The organism is Endozoicomonas sp. ALC020, from assembly GCF_049275935.1.
Classification (GTDB): Bacteria; Pseudomonadota; Gammaproteobacteria; order Pseudomonadales; family Endozoicomonadaceae; genus Endozoicomonas_A.
In genome coordinates this window covers 2,191,386-2,206,796 of record NZ_CP184830.1, presented here as the reverse complement: position 1 = coordinate 2,206,796, position 15,411 = coordinate 2,191,386, and the positions used below count along the sequence as shown (strand labels likewise).

Sequence of the window (15,411 nt, the reverse complement as noted above, 5' to 3'; positions counted from 1 at the left end):
AGGAACGATTCCTCACAATAATCGGATAAAGCTACACTTCGAAGGGCTTTCTCTGCATCAAGGAATACATCGAGAATCAGGATCAGCCCGTCAGCTCTGACGAAATTGACCTCCCGCCCGGTTCGAAATGAATACTCTTTCGATTATGGATAGAAGTTTGGTTATAATATAACATCGTTCACCAACTACCTTTCATTGTCATGATCAGTGTCCACCAGCATCACGACCATCATGTGTGTATATCAGAAGCCTTGCAGGAGGCTCGTATACTCTGTCAACAGAGGGGAGTCAGGCTGACCCATCTCCGTGAGAAAGTACTGGAACTGGTATGGCAGAGCCATCAACCCGTTGGAGCCTATGAGATTCTTGCCCAACTGACGAAGCAGGAAGAGCGGGTAGCTCAACCCCCCACGGTTTATCGCGCCCTGGACTTCTTGTTGGAGCAGGGCCTGGTTCACCGTCTCTCCTCTCTTAACGCTTTTATTGGCTGCCCGCATCCCGGCATAAAACATAACAGCTGTTTTCTTATCTGCGAGAAGTGCCGCGTGACACAGGAAATCGATCATCAGGCCATTAACCAGTCGATTAGCTCCTGTGCCTCTGATCAGGGATTCAAGATCGTTGACACTGCGATTGAACTCACAGGTTTGTGCTCAAGCTGCCAGAAATTCCAAGAGTCATTATGAGTTCAGACCAAGCCTCTGCCTGTAAAAAAACGTCTGGCCATAAAACAGTAACCACAAAGGATCTGAATGCCCCTATGTCTGAAGAGACGTTAATCAGATTGAACAACATCCATGTTGCGTTTCGCGAACGAGAAGTCGTTTCCGATATTTCTCTGGACGTAAAAGCGGGTGAAATCGTGACCCTGATAGGACCGAACGGGGCCGGTAAAACGACACTGGTCAGAGTTGTTCTGGGCCTGCAGACACCTGATTCCGGTAGCCGGACCATGAAAGAAGGCCTGCGTATCGGCTATATGCCACAAAAATTACATGTTGACGAAAGCATGCCCCTGAGCGTTAAACGCTTTCTTTCCCTGACCGGACAATCAGGAAAACAGATTCGTTCGGCACTGGCAAGAACCGGAGTAACCCACGTCATCAACTCACCGGTTCATTCGCTTTCAGGCGGAGAGCTTCAGAGAACATTGTTAGCCCGGGCACTGCTCAACAAACCTCATCTTCTGGTGCTCGATGAGCCGGTTCAGGGAGTAGACGTCAATGGTCAGAAAGAGCTTTATCACCTGATCACCGAACTCAGAAATGGCAACAACCCTGAGCTGAAAGACGGCTGCTCTGTCTTAATGGTCTCCCATGACCTTCATCTTGTGATGGCCTCAACAGATCGGGTCATTTGCCTTAACCAGCACCTCTGTTGCTCAGGTCACCCTCATCAGGTTCGTCAACACCCGGCCTATCTGAAACTTTTTGGTGGAGAGTCCGAGGAACTGGCTGTTTACGCTCACCACCATGACCACGAACATACTGTTGATGGTCATATCATTCACAAGAAAAACACCGGGAGCACTCATGTCTGAACTGCTCCTTACCGCACTGCTGGCAGGATCAGGGGTTGCTATAGTGGCAGGGCCTCTGGGTTGTTTTGTCGTCTGGAGAAAGATGGCCTACTTTGGCGATACCCTCTCTCATTCGGCACTGCTGGGCGTAGCCCTGGGGCTGCTGCTCGATGTTGATCTTAATCTGGCCATTGTAGTGTGCTCGCTGTTTCTTGCGGTTCTCCTGGTCTCGCTGCAGGAACAACAAAAAATGGCGTCCGATACACTCCTGGGGATTCTTGCCCATAGCAGCCTTTCTCTGGGTCTTGTTGCGATCAGTTTTTCCGAGAACGTCCGGATCGACATGATGTCCTACCTGTTTGGAGACATTCTGGCGACCTCACCCACAGACCTGTTCTGGATATACGGCGGCGGCGCACTGGTTCTCATCACTCTGGCCCTGCTGTGGCGACCTCTTCTGGCCATGACTATTCATGCAGAGTTGGCCCAGGTTGAAGGTTTTCCGGTGCGAAGAACCAAACTGATTCTGACCTTACTGATGGCCCTTGTGATTGCTGTGGCCATGAAAATTGTTGGTGTGCTTTTGATCACTTCACTGATGATTATCCCGGCCGCAACAGCCCAAAGGTTTTCCCGAACACCGGAACAGATGGCTATCATTGCTGGCATCATAGGCTTGCTGAGCGTGGCAGGAGGACTGACTGCATCCTGGCAACTGGATACACCGTCAGGACCTTCCGTTGTCGTCTGTAGCTTCCTGATTTTTGTTTTGGGTCTGAGTTTCAAACGCAGCTGATCGACGGGCCAGTCTTTCTGGCCCCGAAGCCTGATAACCGAGTTATTCCTGATAAAGCTCATCAACACCCACCATTACCCGTGTCAGTTTTTCTGAATCCAGAGGCGGGCGGATAAAGCCGTGGTAGTCCCCCTTTGGATTGATGATGACCAGGTTAGCGCCATGATCCACCAGATAGTATTCATCTTCCGGATCGATGACCGGTGTGTAGGGGATGTTCATTTGCACGGCCAGGTTATGGATAGCTTTCTGGGAGCCCGTCACACCCACAAAATCAGGGTTAAAATGTGGGACATAGCCATTAAGCTTCTCTACTGTGTCCCTGCGTGGATCAACTGTCACCATGAAATAATGCATTTTCTTTGCCATTTCAGGGTTATCGTTCTTCAACAGCTTATCCATCTGGTTCAACTGACCCAGCGTAGTAGGGCAGATGTCCGGACAGAAGGTGTAACCAAAGTACACCAGGGACCATTTGCCTTCGAGGTTGGCTTGGGTAAAAGGTTGCCCCTTGTTATCCACCATACCCTTCATTTCAAAGGTGCGTGGCTTGTCGAAAACCACTGTACCCATTCGCTGTAACTCTTCCAGTGTCAACGATGGCTTGTTTGTGTACTTGTAGAACGTCAGACCCATAATGACCGCAACAATGGCCACCAGAATCAATACTGTTTTATTCACGTTGTTTCTGATCCCAGATTCCATGGACAATCCTCTGGAGCCCTAAGCTCATAAAAAAAGCCCTCGGCTCGTATACAGCTCGAAAAAAACTGTGGCTGCTTTCAAGCCTATGCCTGTTAAAGCCACAAATAGAACGTGTAATGATCCACCAGCAATACCACGAAGAGCAACATCAAATAGGTAATGGAATACTTGAACGTCTTGATGGCGGCGTGGGGCCTGCTTTCTCGCAACAGAGCAATAGCCCAGTAAAGAAAGCGCCCCCCGAGAATCAATGCACCCGCCAGATAAACAGTACCACTCATGCCAGTCAGGAAAGGCAGAACACTGACCAGAATCATGATCACTGTATACAGCAAAATATGCAGTTTGGTGTATGCCTCTCCATGAGTCACCGGCAACATGGGAATGTCCGCCCTGGCATATTCAGCTTTGCGATGAATAGCCAAAGCCCAGAAGTGAGGAGGCGTCCAGGCGAAAATAATCAAGACCAGCAGCAGGGCGTGTCCTTCAAAGTGTCCGGTCACTGCCGTCCATCCCAGCAGGGGAGGGGAGGCACCGGCAATCCCGCCAATGACAATATTCTGTGGAGTAGCACGCTTTAAAATCAGAGTGTAAATCACGGCATAACCCATCAGTGAGGCCAGTGTCAGCCAGGCGGTCAAAGGGTTGACCAGAAACACCAGAATCCCTATGCCCAGCACACCCAGAGTAAAGGCAAACAACAAAGCCTGAAGTGGCTCAACACGCCCTGTGGCTACCGGTCTCTTGTGGGTTCTGGCCATAACCGCATCAATCTGTCGATCGACCACATGATTGATCACCGCAGCGGAAGCGGCCGAGAGAGCAATGCCCAGATTACCAAACAGCAGAATATCCAGGGGCACCATGCCCGGCGTTGCCAGGCACATACCAATCACTACCGTCAGAACCATCAGGGCGACCACCCTGGGTTTGGTCAGCTCAAGATAATCACGCCAGTGAGCGGATTCCTGCAGGGATGCACTACTGCTCTTTTGAATGACCTTACTCATGATTGAACCTCACTGAATCCTTCAGATATGTTCATACGGAAGTTGAGAGCCACCAGTGTCAACAGCAAAACAGCACCTCCCAGATTATGGGCCACTGCCACTGAAAGTGGCAGGCTGCCCAGGATGTTACTGACCCCCAAAATGACCTGTACCAGCAGAGCCAGAAGCATCAAAGTGGCCAGCACTCTCAGGCTGTTTCGGTTATTAGACAACTGTGTATTACTATATCGAAGTACCTGTACAAAAAGGAACAGCAGAAACACCGTAGTCACCAGTGCCCCTAATCGGTGTAAAAGATGTATAGCAGTCCGGGCTTCAGAGTCCATTTTTCCACCCAGATAATTCGGACCAATAGACTGGCTGACATTCAAACCGTCGGCAAAATCAGCCTCAGGCAGCCATTGCCCCTGACACATAGGAAAATCAGGACAGGCCAGGGCGGCGTAGTTGGAGCTGGTCCAGCCTCCCAGTGTGATCTGTAAAATCAACACCAGCAGTCCGACAGCGGCTAAGCCTCGCAGCCGATCTCTCTGGCCAGAGGAGGGGAGTTTTGGCCAAACCAATCCGGATAAACGAAGGGTCAGTAAAAACAACAAACTAAAGGTAGCAAAGCCACCCAGAAGATGAGCGGTCACCACCTGGGGCCAGAGCTTTAATGTCACAGTCCACATGCCGAAAGCCGCCTGCAGAATAATCAGCCCCAGAATCAATAAAGGCAGTTTTAATGGCTGTCCCGGCTCTTTCCGGTTCCGGACGGCCTGAATGGCGATCATCAAAACCTGCAGCAGCAGGGAGCCTGCGACATACCGATGCACCATTTCAGCCCAGCCTTTGTCGACCTCTACCGGGGCATGGGGAAAGAGTGTTTCCGCTATGGCTATTTCCTGCGCTGTTTCAGGTACTGTCAGGAAGCCATAACAACCTGGCCAGTCAGGACAACCCAGTCCTGCGTGAACCAGTCGTGTATAAGCCCCTAACCCGACAACCACAGCGGCCAGCAAGGTTGCAAACAGGGAGAGATAAAAACCCGTTCTCTGTCGTTTTGTCTGGCTTCTTGTTTTTTTAATAGACGCTGTCGTCATAGAACACCTTTCAATGTCAGCCGATGTTTGATGCTTTAAGCAACTTCCTTAAGTCTTTTAATAAATCTCCACCGTACTGCCCTGGCTGATACTTCATCATGATATTCCCCAGGGGGTCAACGATGTAAAAGCCATTGGTTGGCCATTCTCTTTTTTCACCCGGGTTTTTACCCAGAGCCTTCAACACCGATTCTTTACGACTGCCTAACCAGATCAGATCAGGGTGTTCGCTGAGTAAACGCTTGTTTAATTCAGGATTCGATGAGGAAGAAATGAACACCCGAACGACCCGATCACTGTCTCTACCCAGCGCCAGATGCGCCTGACGGGTTTGATAGAGCGCTTCCTGACAGGCCTGATCAGAACAGGCATCGTCACCAAACACCAGAACCCCCCAACGTCCCTCCAGCCCTTGCAGATCAAACATTTCATTATTTTTCTCAAGCGTCATACTCTGGAAGCTGGCAGGGGGTAACAACAGTTCACCTTTGTTCGTACGACCATCCGGCACAAACTGTGTTCCAAAGAAATAAAAGTACCAAGCCAAACCCATTGCCAGAGATGGCATGAGAATAACCAGAGCCAGTTGCCAGCGACTTTTTGTTTTCTTTACTCTTTTCATTCTTATAATACCCGGTTGATTAGATAGTCACATTTCTGCACTCAAAATATAAAAGGAATCCGGATCATCCCCGGCTCCGTCAAGGTCCATGAGGGCATAACCGAGTTCTCCATATTCGGGAGGTCTCATAAACCGGAACGCTGACGACAACCAGGTTATTTGTGCCGGTGTTTGCAGTGAAATATCACCATCGACCTGAATAGACAGCGGTGTCTCATCCTGATGTTGAATGCCCAGTTGAGTAAAAACAAGCTCCCGTTGACCTGACCAATTGCGTAATTTCTGCATATTCGTCCGAGTCAGACCTGACCAATTGAGTAATCTCTCCATAGTCATCTGAATAAGTGTCCAAATGGGATGCGTCCTCTGATGACTATAAAGCAGCTTTCCCCGCGTACAGATCGGGAGCATGTAATTAAAAAGGGCGATTCCACCTCCGAACGTTGGCCCTGTACTTGCGGCCAGAAAATTCAATGGAATATTGAACCTGCCATTATCAGTAGTGCACCTGACTATGGGTGTATTCCATCTCATCGCTGAACTGATGGCTAACATTGCAGAGGCCATACTTCTGGGTGAGTATCTGAGCAGTCGGCTTGGTCGTTTACCACTGTTGTGGTCGTCTTTCTTTTTTTTCATCTGGGTCGCCATACCCAGATCAAACTCGCTCACTGCCAGAACCGTTTTCTTCTCGCAACTGCCTCTTTCACAACCTTCAATTTTATAGGCACCAAAGCGCATAGGAGTGCCATATACCAATGTCCGAAGGGCATGCATCGGTTTACCCAATCGGAGTGTATTCGCAATGTCGTTTCCCTTACCCGCCGGTATAACACCGATAACAACTTGTGGTTTACCTTCAAGACCCTGAACCACCTCATGGATAGTGCCATCGCCACCAACAGCAACAATCAATAACTGATCTTCCTGATCGTGTTGCACCTGTTGCCAGTCCAGATATGCCTGCATTGCCAGTTCCGTTGCATGACCCGCATGTTCTGTAAAAAAAACGTTATATGTCGCTTGTACCGCAGCTGCAGCCTGGTCTTGTGAGCCGACTGCTGTATAGTGCTGGTCGACCGCTTCTTCAATTCTGTCCCAGACCCTCCAACCTTTACCATTATTACTGGCAGGATTGACGATAAAGCAGGCGTGACGAATCGTTGCAAATCCATATACAGGAATAAGAAACACAAAAAGCAGCAGGACATATAAATAAAAAACTCGACTACTCACAGTAAACCATCCCCTTTTCTGTCAGTCACGGATACCTGTTTTTGTTGGCATTGATCCGGGCCTGGCGGTGGTAATTGCCATAGATACAAACCCAGCCATTAAAAACCATTGGATAGCTTAGCTGAGGTTTTTCTGAGAAACAGTCTGATAGCCACACTGAAAATTTAAATGGAACCCTGCTTTTTCCTGGCTCTTTAATCCTCCACTTCATCGAGATACATCAGGGCATGACCGAGTTCTCCATGTTCGGGAGGTCTCATAAACTGGAACAACCCCCTCAGCCAGGTTATTTGTGCGGGTGTTTGCAGTAAAATATCACCATCGACCTGAATAGACAGAGGTGTCTCAACCTCGTTTTCAATATTCAGTTGAGTAAAGCAAAGCCGCTGCATACCTGGCCAGTGGAATAATCTCCCAATGGTCATCTTGATAAGTCTCCAAATGAGGTGCGTGCTTGTCTCCATGTTAATCTGAATAAGTGTCCAAACAGGATGAGTCCTGTGCTGATTATAAAGCAGCTCTCCAAAGAATCTGGACGGTCCCATATCGTTATAAAGGGTAAGCCCGCCTCCTACCGTCGGCCCTGTCCCTGCTGCCAGAAAATTCAAGGGGATATCATGATAGCTTCCACGATCAAAACGACACCTGACATTGGGTGTATTCCATCTCATTGCTGAACTGAAGGCTAACATTGGATAGGCCATACTTCTTGGTGAATATCTAAGCAGTCGGCTTGGTCGCTCACCACTGTCGTGTTCATCTTTCTTTTTTTTCATCTGGGTCATCACACCCAGCTCAAACTCATTCACTGCCAGAACCGTTTTCTTCTCGCAACTGCCTCTTTCACAACCTTCAATTTTGTAGGCACCAAAAGGCATAGGAGTGCCATAAACCAATGTCCGAAGGGCATGCATCGGTTTACCCAATCGGAGTGTTTTCGCAATGTCGTTTCCCTTACCCGCTGGTATAACACCAATAACAACTTGTGGTTGACCTTCAAGACCCTGAACCACCTCATGGACAGTGCCATCGCCACCAACAGCAACAATCAGTAACTGATCTTCCTGATCATGTTGCCCCTGCTGCCAGTCCAGATATGCCTGCATTGCCAGTTCCGTTGCATGACCCGCATGTTCTGTAAAAAAAACGTTATATGTCGCTTGTAGCGCAGCTGCAGCCTGGTCTTGTGAGCCAACTGCTGTGTAGTGCTGGTCGACCGCTTCTTCAATTCTGTCCCAAACCCTCCAACCTTTACCATTATTACTGGCAGGATTGACGATAAAGCAGGCATGGCGAATCGCTGCAAATCCGTTTACAGGAATAAGAAATACAAAAAGCAGCAGAACATATGAATAAAAAACTCGACTATTCACAGTAAACCATCCCCTTTCTGTCGGTCACGGGTAACTGTTTTTGTTGGCTCTGTCCGGGCCCGACTGAGGCATTTACCGAAGATACAAACCCAGCCATTGAATAGCGTAGCCGAGGTTTTTCTGAGAAATAGTCCCACTGCAATACCCAAAATTTACATGGAATCCTGCTTTTTCTTCGCTCTTTCGTCCTCGGCTTCTTCAAAGTACATGTCGAAATAATTGTAATCACCATATACGGGAGGTCTCATAAAATGTAACACTCCCGGCAACCAGGTTATTCGTGCCGGTGTTTGCAGTAAAATATCACCATCAACCTGAATATCCGGAGGTGGTTCCTTCACGTGCTCAATGTCCAGTTGATTAAACTGAGCCCGTTTGAGGCCTGACCAATTGAATAATCTCTGCATAGCCACCTGAACAAGTGCCCAAAGGGGTGGATCCCACTTCTCACCATAAAGCAGCTCCCCCTGCGAACTGTCTGCTCTGACACCATCCTGAAGGCCAAACTCGCCTCCGATTATAGGCCCCGTGACCCCTCCGGCCAGTATATTCAGAGGGATATGGAATCTGCTACCCCCATTAATGCTGCACTTGACCATAGGTGTATTCCATCTCATTGTTGAAGCGAGGTCTGAGAGTGGATAGATCATATTTCCGGGTGAGTAACTCATCAGTCGACCCGATCGTTCACCGCTCCCGTAATCACTTTTCCTTTTTGTTAACTGATTCGTCACTCCCAGATCAAACTCATTGACTGCCAGAACCGTTTTCTTCTGGCAACTTCCTCTTTCACAAGCTTCAATTTTATACGCACCTAAAGGTTGAACGGCTCCATAAACCAGTGTCCGAAGGGCATGCATCGGGTCACGCAATTGAAGTGATCTTGCTATATTGTTTCCCGTACCCGCCGGTATAACCCCAATAATAACTTGTTGTCGATGAGCTTCTAAACCCTGAACCACCTCATGAACAGTGCCGTCTCCTCCCACTGCAACAATTAACAACTGATTCTCTAATAACTGCCTGGCCGAGGCGGACTTCAACGCCTTCCTCCCGGCTTCTTTATAATGTAATAACTTCTTCTTTAATAATTTATGCTCGTCCCCCTGCAGCTCCTGCTCCTGTTGCTCCCGCTGCTCCTGATGCTCCTGCTGCCAGTTCTGATGAGCTTGGGTTGCCAGATCCGTTGCATGACCTGCATATTCCGTAAAAAACACTTCAAATGTCGCTCGATCCTGAGCAGCAGCCTCGTCCTGTGAGCCTACTGCTGTGAAATAATGATTGACAGCCTGTTCAATACTTTCCCAGACTCTCGCACCCTGTCCATTATTACTGGCTGGATTAACGATAAAGCAGACGTGGCGGATATCTGCCAATATGCTTTTCGGAATCTCTGGATATGGGTTTCCCGGAATCACCGCAAATCCGTTTTTCGGAACAAGAAATACAAAAAGCAGCAGTCCATATAAATAAAAAATTCTGCCAGTCACGTTGAGCCATCCTAATTTCTGTAAGTACCGGAACTTTTTTATGCGGTTTTTGCCAGCTTCCAGAAGACTGATGTCTCCATCTGCCATAGGACCCACCATTAAAAACCATTAGACAGCTTAGACGAAGTTTTTCCGTGTAATGTTCAAGCCCTACTTAACGTTTAAAAAATTCAAGTAAAGTCAGCTCTTCTTCACGACGCATTGCCTCATAACCGAAATCACCGGGTTCAGGGGGTCTCATAAACTGGAATACTTCTGGCACCCAGGTTACTTGTGCCGGGGTTTGCAGCAAAATATCACCGTCAACCTGAATATTCTGAGGTGCCTGACCGTGCCCAATGTCCATTTGAGTAAACCAAGTCTGTTGCAGAGCTGACCGATTGAATAATCTCTGCATGGTCATCTGAAAAAGTGTCGAAATCGGGTGAGCCCTCCGCTGATTGTAGAGCATCTGTCCCTGGTCACTGTTCGGACGCATACCATTAAAAAGTCTGACTCCACCTCCAATCGTTGGCCCAGTTCCCGCTGCCAGCAGATTCAGGGGGATATTGAAGCTGCTACCGCCATCAATACTGCAATCGACTGTAGGTGCATGCCATCTCATTGCTGAACTGAGGGCTGACATTGTATAGACCATTCTTCTGGGAGAGCATCTCAGCAGTCGGCTTGGTCGCTCGCCACTGTCGTGTTCGTTTTTCTTTTTTGTCGCCTGAGCCGTCACACCCAGATCAAACTCGTCCACTGCCAAAACCGTTTTCTTCTCGCAAGTTCCTCTTTGACAACCTTCAATTTTGTAGGCACCAAAGGGGGCAGGTCTTCCATAAACCAGACTCCGAAGGGCATGCATGGGATTACCCAAACGAAGTGTTCTTGCTATATCATTCCCCGTACCTGCCGGTATAATCCCTATAACGACTTGCGGCTGTTGATTTTCTAAACCCTGAACCACCTCATGGACAGTGCCATCCCCGCCAACGGCAACGATCAGTAACTGATCTCCATGAGCGTGTCGCCCTTGCTGCCAATTCCGGTATGCCCGAAGTGCCAGTTCCGTTGCATGACCAGGGTGCTCCGTAAAAGACACTTCATATGTCGGCCCTAACGGAGAAGCAGCCTGGTCCATAGAGCCGCTTGCTGTATAGTATTGGTAATGGTCGAGGGCTTCCTTAATACTGTCCCAGACTTTTTCCCCCTGGCCATTATTACTGGTGGGATTAACAATAAAACAGGCGTGGCGAATTTCTGCAAATCCATTTTCCGGAATAAGGAATATAAAAAACAGCAGGCCACATAAACAAAAAATTCTGCTAATCACAGTGAATCATCCTCTTTTGCATCAGCTGCGGACACCTCTTTATGGTGCTTTTGTTGGCTTTGACCCAAGCCTGAACATAGCATCTGCCAGAGATAGAGAAAGAGCAGGACCAGAGCCATCAGGAACCATTGAATAGCGTAGCCGAGATGTTTCTGAGAGGTAGTTTTCATTGTCAGGGGGCGTATCAGATAAGCGCCGGGCTGATTCTGTTCCAGCTTCAGAATATATAGAGGTAGCGTCTGCCCCAATGCTTCCCCCATTCGGTCAAAGTGGATGGCCTGAATACGTTTGGGCCACTCTTCATGCCAGATATCTTCACCCAGCGTGAACGGATTCCCCAATAACCGATAGAGTTTGCCCGTTAACTCAAGTTCTCCATCAGGTGTCTTGATTTCCGGCAAACTGTCTCTGGATTGAGCAGGTATCCAGCCTCTGTTGACCAACAAGTACTGACCATCATTGGCCAGAAAAGGCATGATCAGGTCGTAACCGGCACGACCTTCGTGAATCTGGTTATCGAGAAAAAAAGCCCGACCGAAAATAAAACGACCACGGACGTTTATCGGCAGATACATGGCATCAGAGTAGCGGCTGATATCAGACAGGCTGAGAGCGGGCATGGTCTGTCGTTCTGCCAGGGTCTGCTCAAGCTCAAGCTTCTCCTGGTATCGGGACATCTGCCAGAACCCCAGTTTGATCAGCAGGGGCAAAAGCAGCAACACCAATAGCGACAACTTAACGCGATAGCTCTTAAGGGATCGATAGCTATACTTCAACATCGGGTGCTCTACCAAACTCCGCTGTTATTCTGATCTGAATGCCTTTAACGTAAGAAAAAACATGTGCGACACAGATTGATTTAACAATCGGTTAAGCAAACCGTTTTTCATCAACTCAGGCATCAGCAGGGAGCGTAATATGTGGTTAAAAATTATTATTGTTGTTCTTTTTCTTGCCGTACTCTTCTGCCTGGGCAGAGGCATGTACTTTCTACTTAAAGGTGATGGCGGTTCCGCCAAACTGGTAAATTCACTCACCGCCCGGGTTGGCCTGACCGCCCTGATCATGTTGATCATTGTGGTGGCCTGGCTGTTTGGAGATGTTCACAGTAACGCTCCCTGGCTGTACCGCTAAACGACGAAAGTCGTTAGTTTCCACCTCTTCCCGGAAATGTCGGGCTCTCCTCATATCAGATAAACAAAGATAAACAGGCCGAGCCAGACCACATCAACAAAGTGCCAGTACCAGCTGGATGCCTCAAAAGCAAAATGGTTATCCGGCTTAAAATGCCCTTTATAGATACGAATCAGCATGATCAGCAACATTATGGCACCCAGGGTGACATGTGCCCCGTGAAAACCCGTCAAAATAAAGAACGTTGAGCCATAGATACCCGCGCTCAGGGTCAACCCGAGCTCATTGTAGGCTTCGGCGTATTCTTCAGCCTGAAAGTAAAGGAAAGTAAAACCCAGAATCAGGGTGAGAATCATCCATACCTTCACCTTGGTTCTCTCTGCCTTTCTGAGGGCATGGTGTGCAATCGTCAGGGTAATACTGGAAGCGACCAGTAACAGGGTGTTCAGCAGAGGAAGATGGAATGGATCGATGACCCCTCGGGCTCCCGGGAATGTTTCATTATCCGGGTTGGTCATCAGCGGCCAGTCCGCTTCAAACTCTGGCCAGAGGTGTTCATGAGTGGAAGCACCGTCTCCCTCGCCGGCCAGCCAGGGAACGGCAAAGTAACGGATATAAAAGAGCGTTCCGAAGAAAGCCGCAAAGAACATGACTTCGGAGAAGATAAACCAGCCCATACTCCAACGGAAGCTGCGGTCCATCTGGTCACTGTAAAGACCTTTGCGGGACTCTTCGATGACATTACTGAACCAGCCAAAGATCATGTAGGCCATGATCAGGGAGCCGCCGAAAAACACATAATGTGCAAACGAATCTTTTACCCCGGCAGACATGTCGTTCATCATCATGCCTGCACCCAACAGCATGGTAAAAAGACCTATCGAGGCAATGATCGGCCACTTGCTCTGGGCCGGAACATAATAGGTACCTTCACCTTCTTGAGCCATCAGAATCTCCTCAGGACGGCAGTGTCCTCTCTCCCATTGTCGTCACATCAAACAAGGTGTACGACAACGTTAGTTTGGTGATATGCCGGGGTAATGCCTGATCCACAATAATTCTAAGCGGCATGATTTTTTCTTCGCCTGCTTCCAATGTCTGGGTGGTGAAGCAGAAACACTCTACCTTGTGCAGATAGTTGGTAGCCTGAAACGGTGAAACACTGGGAATGGCCTGACCGATCATTCGTTCGCCGGTCGGGTTGCGGGCAAAGAACTCCAGCTCGCCAACCTGCCCGGGGTGAACCACCACTTCTGTGACGCTGGGTTTGAAGTCCCAGCTCATCTCAGCATTGTTGGTTGCCACAAACTGCACTTTCACCTTCCGGCTGGTATCCACCTCAGCCGTTTCGGCATTGTAGCGGTATGGATTCGGATCGGTTTTGCCATTGAGTCCCGTTACCTTACAAAACACGTCGTATATGGGAACCATGGCAAAGCCGAAACCAAACATACCGCCAGCCACCAAGCCAGTCTTGATGACAGTTCTCCGCGACAGGTCGGCCGGGGTATCATCCTTCTCACTCATTACTTCACGTCCGGTGGTGTGGTGAAGGTATGGTAAGGTGCTGGCGAAGGCAGGCTCCATTCCAGACCTTCTGCACCTTCCCAGCTTTGAGCCTTGGCTTTCTCGCCGCCCCTGATGCATTTGATCACGATAAACAGGAACAGCAGCTGCGTGGTTCCAAACATAAAGCCACCGATACTGGCAATCATGTTGAAGTCGGCAAATTGCAGGGCATAATCCGGAATACGGCGAGGCATACCCGCCAGCCCGATAAAGTGCATCGGAAAGAAGGTCAGGTTCATACCGATAAAGGACAGCCAGAAATGCGTCTTGCCCAGCGTCTCGTCATACATATGACCTGTCCATTTGGGCAACCAGTAATAGACCGCAGCAAAGATGGCAAAAATTGCACCGGGTACCAGTACGTAGTGGAAGTGAGCCACGACAAAATAGGTGTCGTGATACTGGAAGTCAGCAGGGGCAATAGACAGCATCAGCCCAGAGAAACCACCAATGGTAAACAACACCACAAAAGCAATACTGAACAGCATGGGGGTTTCAAAGGTCATGGCGCCCCTGAACATAGTGGTAACCCAGTTAAAGACCTTCACTCCGGTAGGTACAGCAATCAACATGGTGGCGTACATAAAGAACAGTTCACCCACCAGCGGAATACCTACGGTAAACATATGGTGCGCCCAGACAATAAACGACAAAAAAGCAATACTTGCGGTGGCATAGACCATTGACGTATAGCCAAAGAGGGGTTTTCTGGCGAATGCTGGCAGAATGGCTGACACAATCCCGAAGGAAGGCAGGATCATGATGTACACCTCCGGATGTCCGAAGAACCAGAAAATATGCTGGAACAGAACAGGGTCGCCACCACCGCCGGCGTTAAAGAAACTGGTGCCAAAGTGGATGTCCATCAGCATCATAGTCACAGCACCGGCCAGTACCGGCATAACAGCAATCAGCAGATACGCAGTAATCAACCAGGTCCATACAAACAGCGGCATCTTCATCATGGTCATGCCGGGTGCCCGCAGGTTCAGAATGGTGGCGATAATATTGATCGCCCCCATGATGGACGAGATACCCAGCATGTGGATGGCAAAGATAAAGAAGGTGGTTGACGGCGGCCCATAGGTGGTTGACAGAGGTGCGTAAAATGTCCAGCCAAAGTTTGGACCCCCGCCTTCCATAAACAGTGTGCTGATCAGCATCACGGCTGCAAAAGGCAGAATCCAGAAGCTCCAGTTATTCATTCTTGGCAGCGCCATGTCTGGCGCACCGATCATCAATGGAATCATCCAGTTAGCCAGGCCGACAAAGGCAGGCATGACCGCACCGAATACCATGATGAGACCGTGCATGGTGGTCATCTGGTTAAAGAAGCCGGGATCTACGATCTGCATCCCTGGTTGAAACAGTTCCGCCCGGATCACCATCGCCATAGCACCGCCGGTCAGGAACATAATAAAACTGAACCAGAGATACATGGTGCCAATATCTTTATGGTTCGTGGTTAGCACCCAGCGCACCAATCCCCTGGCAGGACCGTGATGGTCATGATGCTCGCTTGGCTTGTCATTTGCGCATGTGTCTGTCACAGCAGTCATG

The 15,411-nt window shown here is 49.1% G+C and carries 16 protein-coding genes; 4 read left to right on the top strand and 12 right to left on the bottom strand.

What is annotated here, in order from left to right; translation table 11 throughout:
• Nucleotides 1-200: 200 nt before the first annotated feature.
• From ACOJUO_RS07600 to znuB, 3 genes are all read left to right on the top strand, one after another.
• Nucleotides 201-686 carry a Fur family transcriptional regulator gene (locus ACOJUO_RS07600; RefSeq protein WP_422136134.1) on the top strand — a complete coding sequence of 162 codons (486 nt, stop codon included), beginning with the start codon at nucleotides 201-203 and terminating at the stop codon, nucleotides 684-686.
• Nucleotides 687-760: 74 nt separating this feature from the next.
• Nucleotides 761-1,540: a zinc ABC transporter ATP-binding protein ZnuC gene (znuC, locus tag ACOJUO_RS07595; protein WP_422137055.1), complete on the top strand. Its 780-nt coding sequence runs from the start codon at nucleotides 761-763 to the stop codon at nucleotides 1,538-1,540.
• Nucleotides 1,533-2,315: a zinc ABC transporter permease subunit ZnuB gene (znuB, locus tag ACOJUO_RS07590; protein WP_422136133.1), complete on the top strand. Its 783-nt coding sequence runs from the start codon at nucleotides 1,533-1,535 to the stop codon at nucleotides 2,313-2,315. Before znuC ends, znuB begins: the two co-directional genes overlap by 8 nt.
• 42 nt (nucleotides 2,316-2,357) lie before the next feature.
• Here the strand turns inward: znuB and ACOJUO_RS07585 are convergent, their stop codons facing one another.
• From ACOJUO_RS07585 to ACOJUO_RS07545, 9 genes are all read right to left on the bottom strand, one after another.
• A complete protein-coding gene (locus ACOJUO_RS07585) occupies nucleotides 2,358-3,020 on the bottom strand; it encodes an SCO family protein (protein WP_422136132.1) in 663 nt (220 codons plus the stop codon).
• Between the two features lie 92 nt (nucleotides 3,021-3,112).
• Nucleotides 3,113-4,030, bottom strand: a complete 918-nt coding sequence (cyoE, locus tag ACOJUO_RS07580; protein ID WP_422136131.1) for a heme o synthase — start codon at nucleotides 4,028-4,030, stop codon at nucleotides 3,113-3,115.
• Nucleotides 4,027-5,112: a COX15/CtaA family protein gene (locus ACOJUO_RS07575; RefSeq protein ID WP_422139423.1), complete on the bottom strand. Its 1,086-nt coding sequence runs from the start codon at nucleotides 5,110-5,112 to the stop codon at nucleotides 4,027-4,029. Before ACOJUO_RS07575 ends, cyoE begins: the two co-directional genes overlap by 4 nt.
• Before the next feature lie 16 nt (nucleotides 5,113-5,128).
• A complete protein-coding gene (locus ACOJUO_RS07570) occupies nucleotides 5,129-5,734 on the bottom strand; it encodes an SCO family protein (RefSeq protein WP_422139422.1) in 606 nt (201 codons plus the stop codon).
• Between the two features lie 27 nt (nucleotides 5,735-5,761).
• Nucleotides 5,762-6,970: a diacylglycerol/lipid kinase family protein gene (locus tag ACOJUO_RS07565; RefSeq protein WP_422139421.1), complete on the bottom strand. Its 1,209-nt coding sequence runs from the start codon at nucleotides 6,968-6,970 to the stop codon at nucleotides 5,762-5,764.
• A gap of 194 nt (nucleotides 6,971-7,164) precedes the next feature.
• Complete coding sequence (locus ACOJUO_RS07560; RefSeq protein WP_422136127.1) at nucleotides 7,165-8,343, bottom strand: diacylglycerol/lipid kinase family protein; 1,179 nt, start codon at nucleotides 8,341-8,343, stop codon at nucleotides 7,165-7,167.
• A 152-nt stretch (nucleotides 8,344-8,495) separates the two neighbouring features.
• Nucleotides 8,496-9,833 (bottom strand): diacylglycerol/lipid kinase family protein, encoded by a 1,338-nt coding sequence (locus ACOJUO_RS07555; protein WP_422139420.1) that lies wholly within the window; start codon nucleotides 9,831-9,833, stop codon nucleotides 8,496-8,498.
• A gap of 154 nt (nucleotides 9,834-9,987) precedes the next feature.
• Nucleotides 9,988-11,148 (bottom strand): diacylglycerol/lipid kinase family protein, encoded by a 1,161-nt coding sequence (locus tag ACOJUO_RS07550; RefSeq protein WP_422139419.1) that lies wholly within the window; start codon nucleotides 11,146-11,148, stop codon nucleotides 9,988-9,990.
• Entirely contained in the window at nucleotides 11,145-11,927 is a 783-nt protein-coding gene (locus ACOJUO_RS07545) for an SURF1 family protein (protein WP_422136124.1), read from the bottom strand. The genes ACOJUO_RS07550 and ACOJUO_RS07545 overlap by 4 nt, the downstream gene beginning before the upstream one ends.
• A 139-nt stretch (nucleotides 11,928-12,066) precedes the next feature.
• Between ACOJUO_RS07545 and ACOJUO_RS07540 the strand changes: the two genes are divergently transcribed.
• Nucleotides 12,067-12,282, top strand: coding sequence for a twin transmembrane helix small protein (locus ACOJUO_RS07540; RefSeq protein WP_422136123.1), 216 nt, complete (start codon nucleotides 12,067-12,069; stop codon nucleotides 12,280-12,282).
• Nucleotides 12,283-12,332: 50 nt separating this feature from the next.
• Here the strand turns inward: ACOJUO_RS07540 and ACOJUO_RS07535 are convergent, their stop codons facing one another.
• Genes ACOJUO_RS07535 through ctaD form a run of 3 tightly spaced genes read right to left on the bottom strand, consistent with a single transcriptional unit; the run spans nucleotide 12,333 to nucleotide 15,410 of the window.
• Complete coding sequence (locus tag ACOJUO_RS07535; RefSeq protein WP_422139418.1) at nucleotides 12,333-13,229, bottom strand: cytochrome c oxidase subunit 3; 897 nt, start codon at nucleotides 13,227-13,229, stop codon at nucleotides 12,333-12,335.
• 10 nt (nucleotides 13,230-13,239) lie between these two features.
• Complete coding sequence (locus ACOJUO_RS07530; protein WP_422136121.1) at nucleotides 13,240-13,809, bottom strand: cytochrome c oxidase assembly protein; 570 nt, start codon at nucleotides 13,807-13,809, stop codon at nucleotides 13,240-13,242.
• Nucleotides 13,809-15,410: a cytochrome c oxidase subunit I gene (ctaD, locus tag ACOJUO_RS07525; protein ID WP_422139417.1), complete on the bottom strand. Its 1,602-nt coding sequence runs from the start codon at nucleotides 15,408-15,410 to the stop codon at nucleotides 13,809-13,811. Before ctaD ends, ACOJUO_RS07530 begins: the two co-directional genes overlap by 1 nt.
• Between the last annotated feature and the right edge of the window lies 1 nt (nucleotide 15,411).

Coding starts and splice junctions, on each gene's coding strand:
- ACOJUO_RS07535 (WP_422139418.1), bottom strand. CDS start 13,229: ATGGCTCAAGAAGGTGAAGGTACCTATTATGTTCCGGCCCAGAGCAAG.
- ACOJUO_RS07570 (WP_422139422.1), bottom strand. CDS start 5,734: ATGAAAAGAGTAAAGAAAACAAAAAGTCGCTGGCAACTGGCTCTGGTT.
- ACOJUO_RS07575 (WP_422139423.1), bottom strand. CDS start 5,112: ATGACGACAGCGTCTATTAAAAAAACAAGAAGCCAGACAAAACGACAG.
- cyoE (WP_422136131.1), bottom strand. CDS start 4,030: ATGAGTAAGGTCATTCAAAAGAGCAGTAGTGCATCCCTGCAGGAATCC.
- ACOJUO_RS07540 (WP_422136123.1), top strand. CDS start 12,067: ATGTGGTTAAAAATTATTATTGTTGTTCTTTTTCTTGCCGTACTCTTC.
- znuB (WP_422136133.1), top strand. CDS start 1,533: ATGTCTGAACTGCTCCTTACCGCACTGCTGGCAGGATCAGGGGTTGCT.
- ACOJUO_RS07600 (WP_422136134.1), top strand. CDS start 201: ATGATCAGTGTCCACCAGCATCACGACCATCATGTGTGTATATCAGAA.
- ACOJUO_RS07545 (WP_422136124.1), bottom strand. CDS start 11,927: ATGTTGAAGTATAGCTATCGATCCCTTAAGAGCTATCGCGTTAAGTTG.
- ACOJUO_RS07585 (WP_422136132.1), bottom strand. CDS start 3,020: ATGGAATCTGGGATCAGAAACAACGTGAATAAAACAGTATTGATTCTG.
- ctaD (WP_422139417.1), bottom strand. CDS start 15,410: ATGACTGCTGTGACAGACACATGCGCAAATGACAAGCCAAGCGAGCAT.
- znuC (WP_422137055.1), top strand. CDS start 761: ATGTCTGAAGAGACGTTAATCAGATTGAACAACATCCATGTTGCGTTT.
- ACOJUO_RS07530 (WP_422136121.1), bottom strand. CDS start 13,809: ATGAGTGAGAAGGATGATACCCCGGCCGACCTGTCGCGGAGAACTGTC.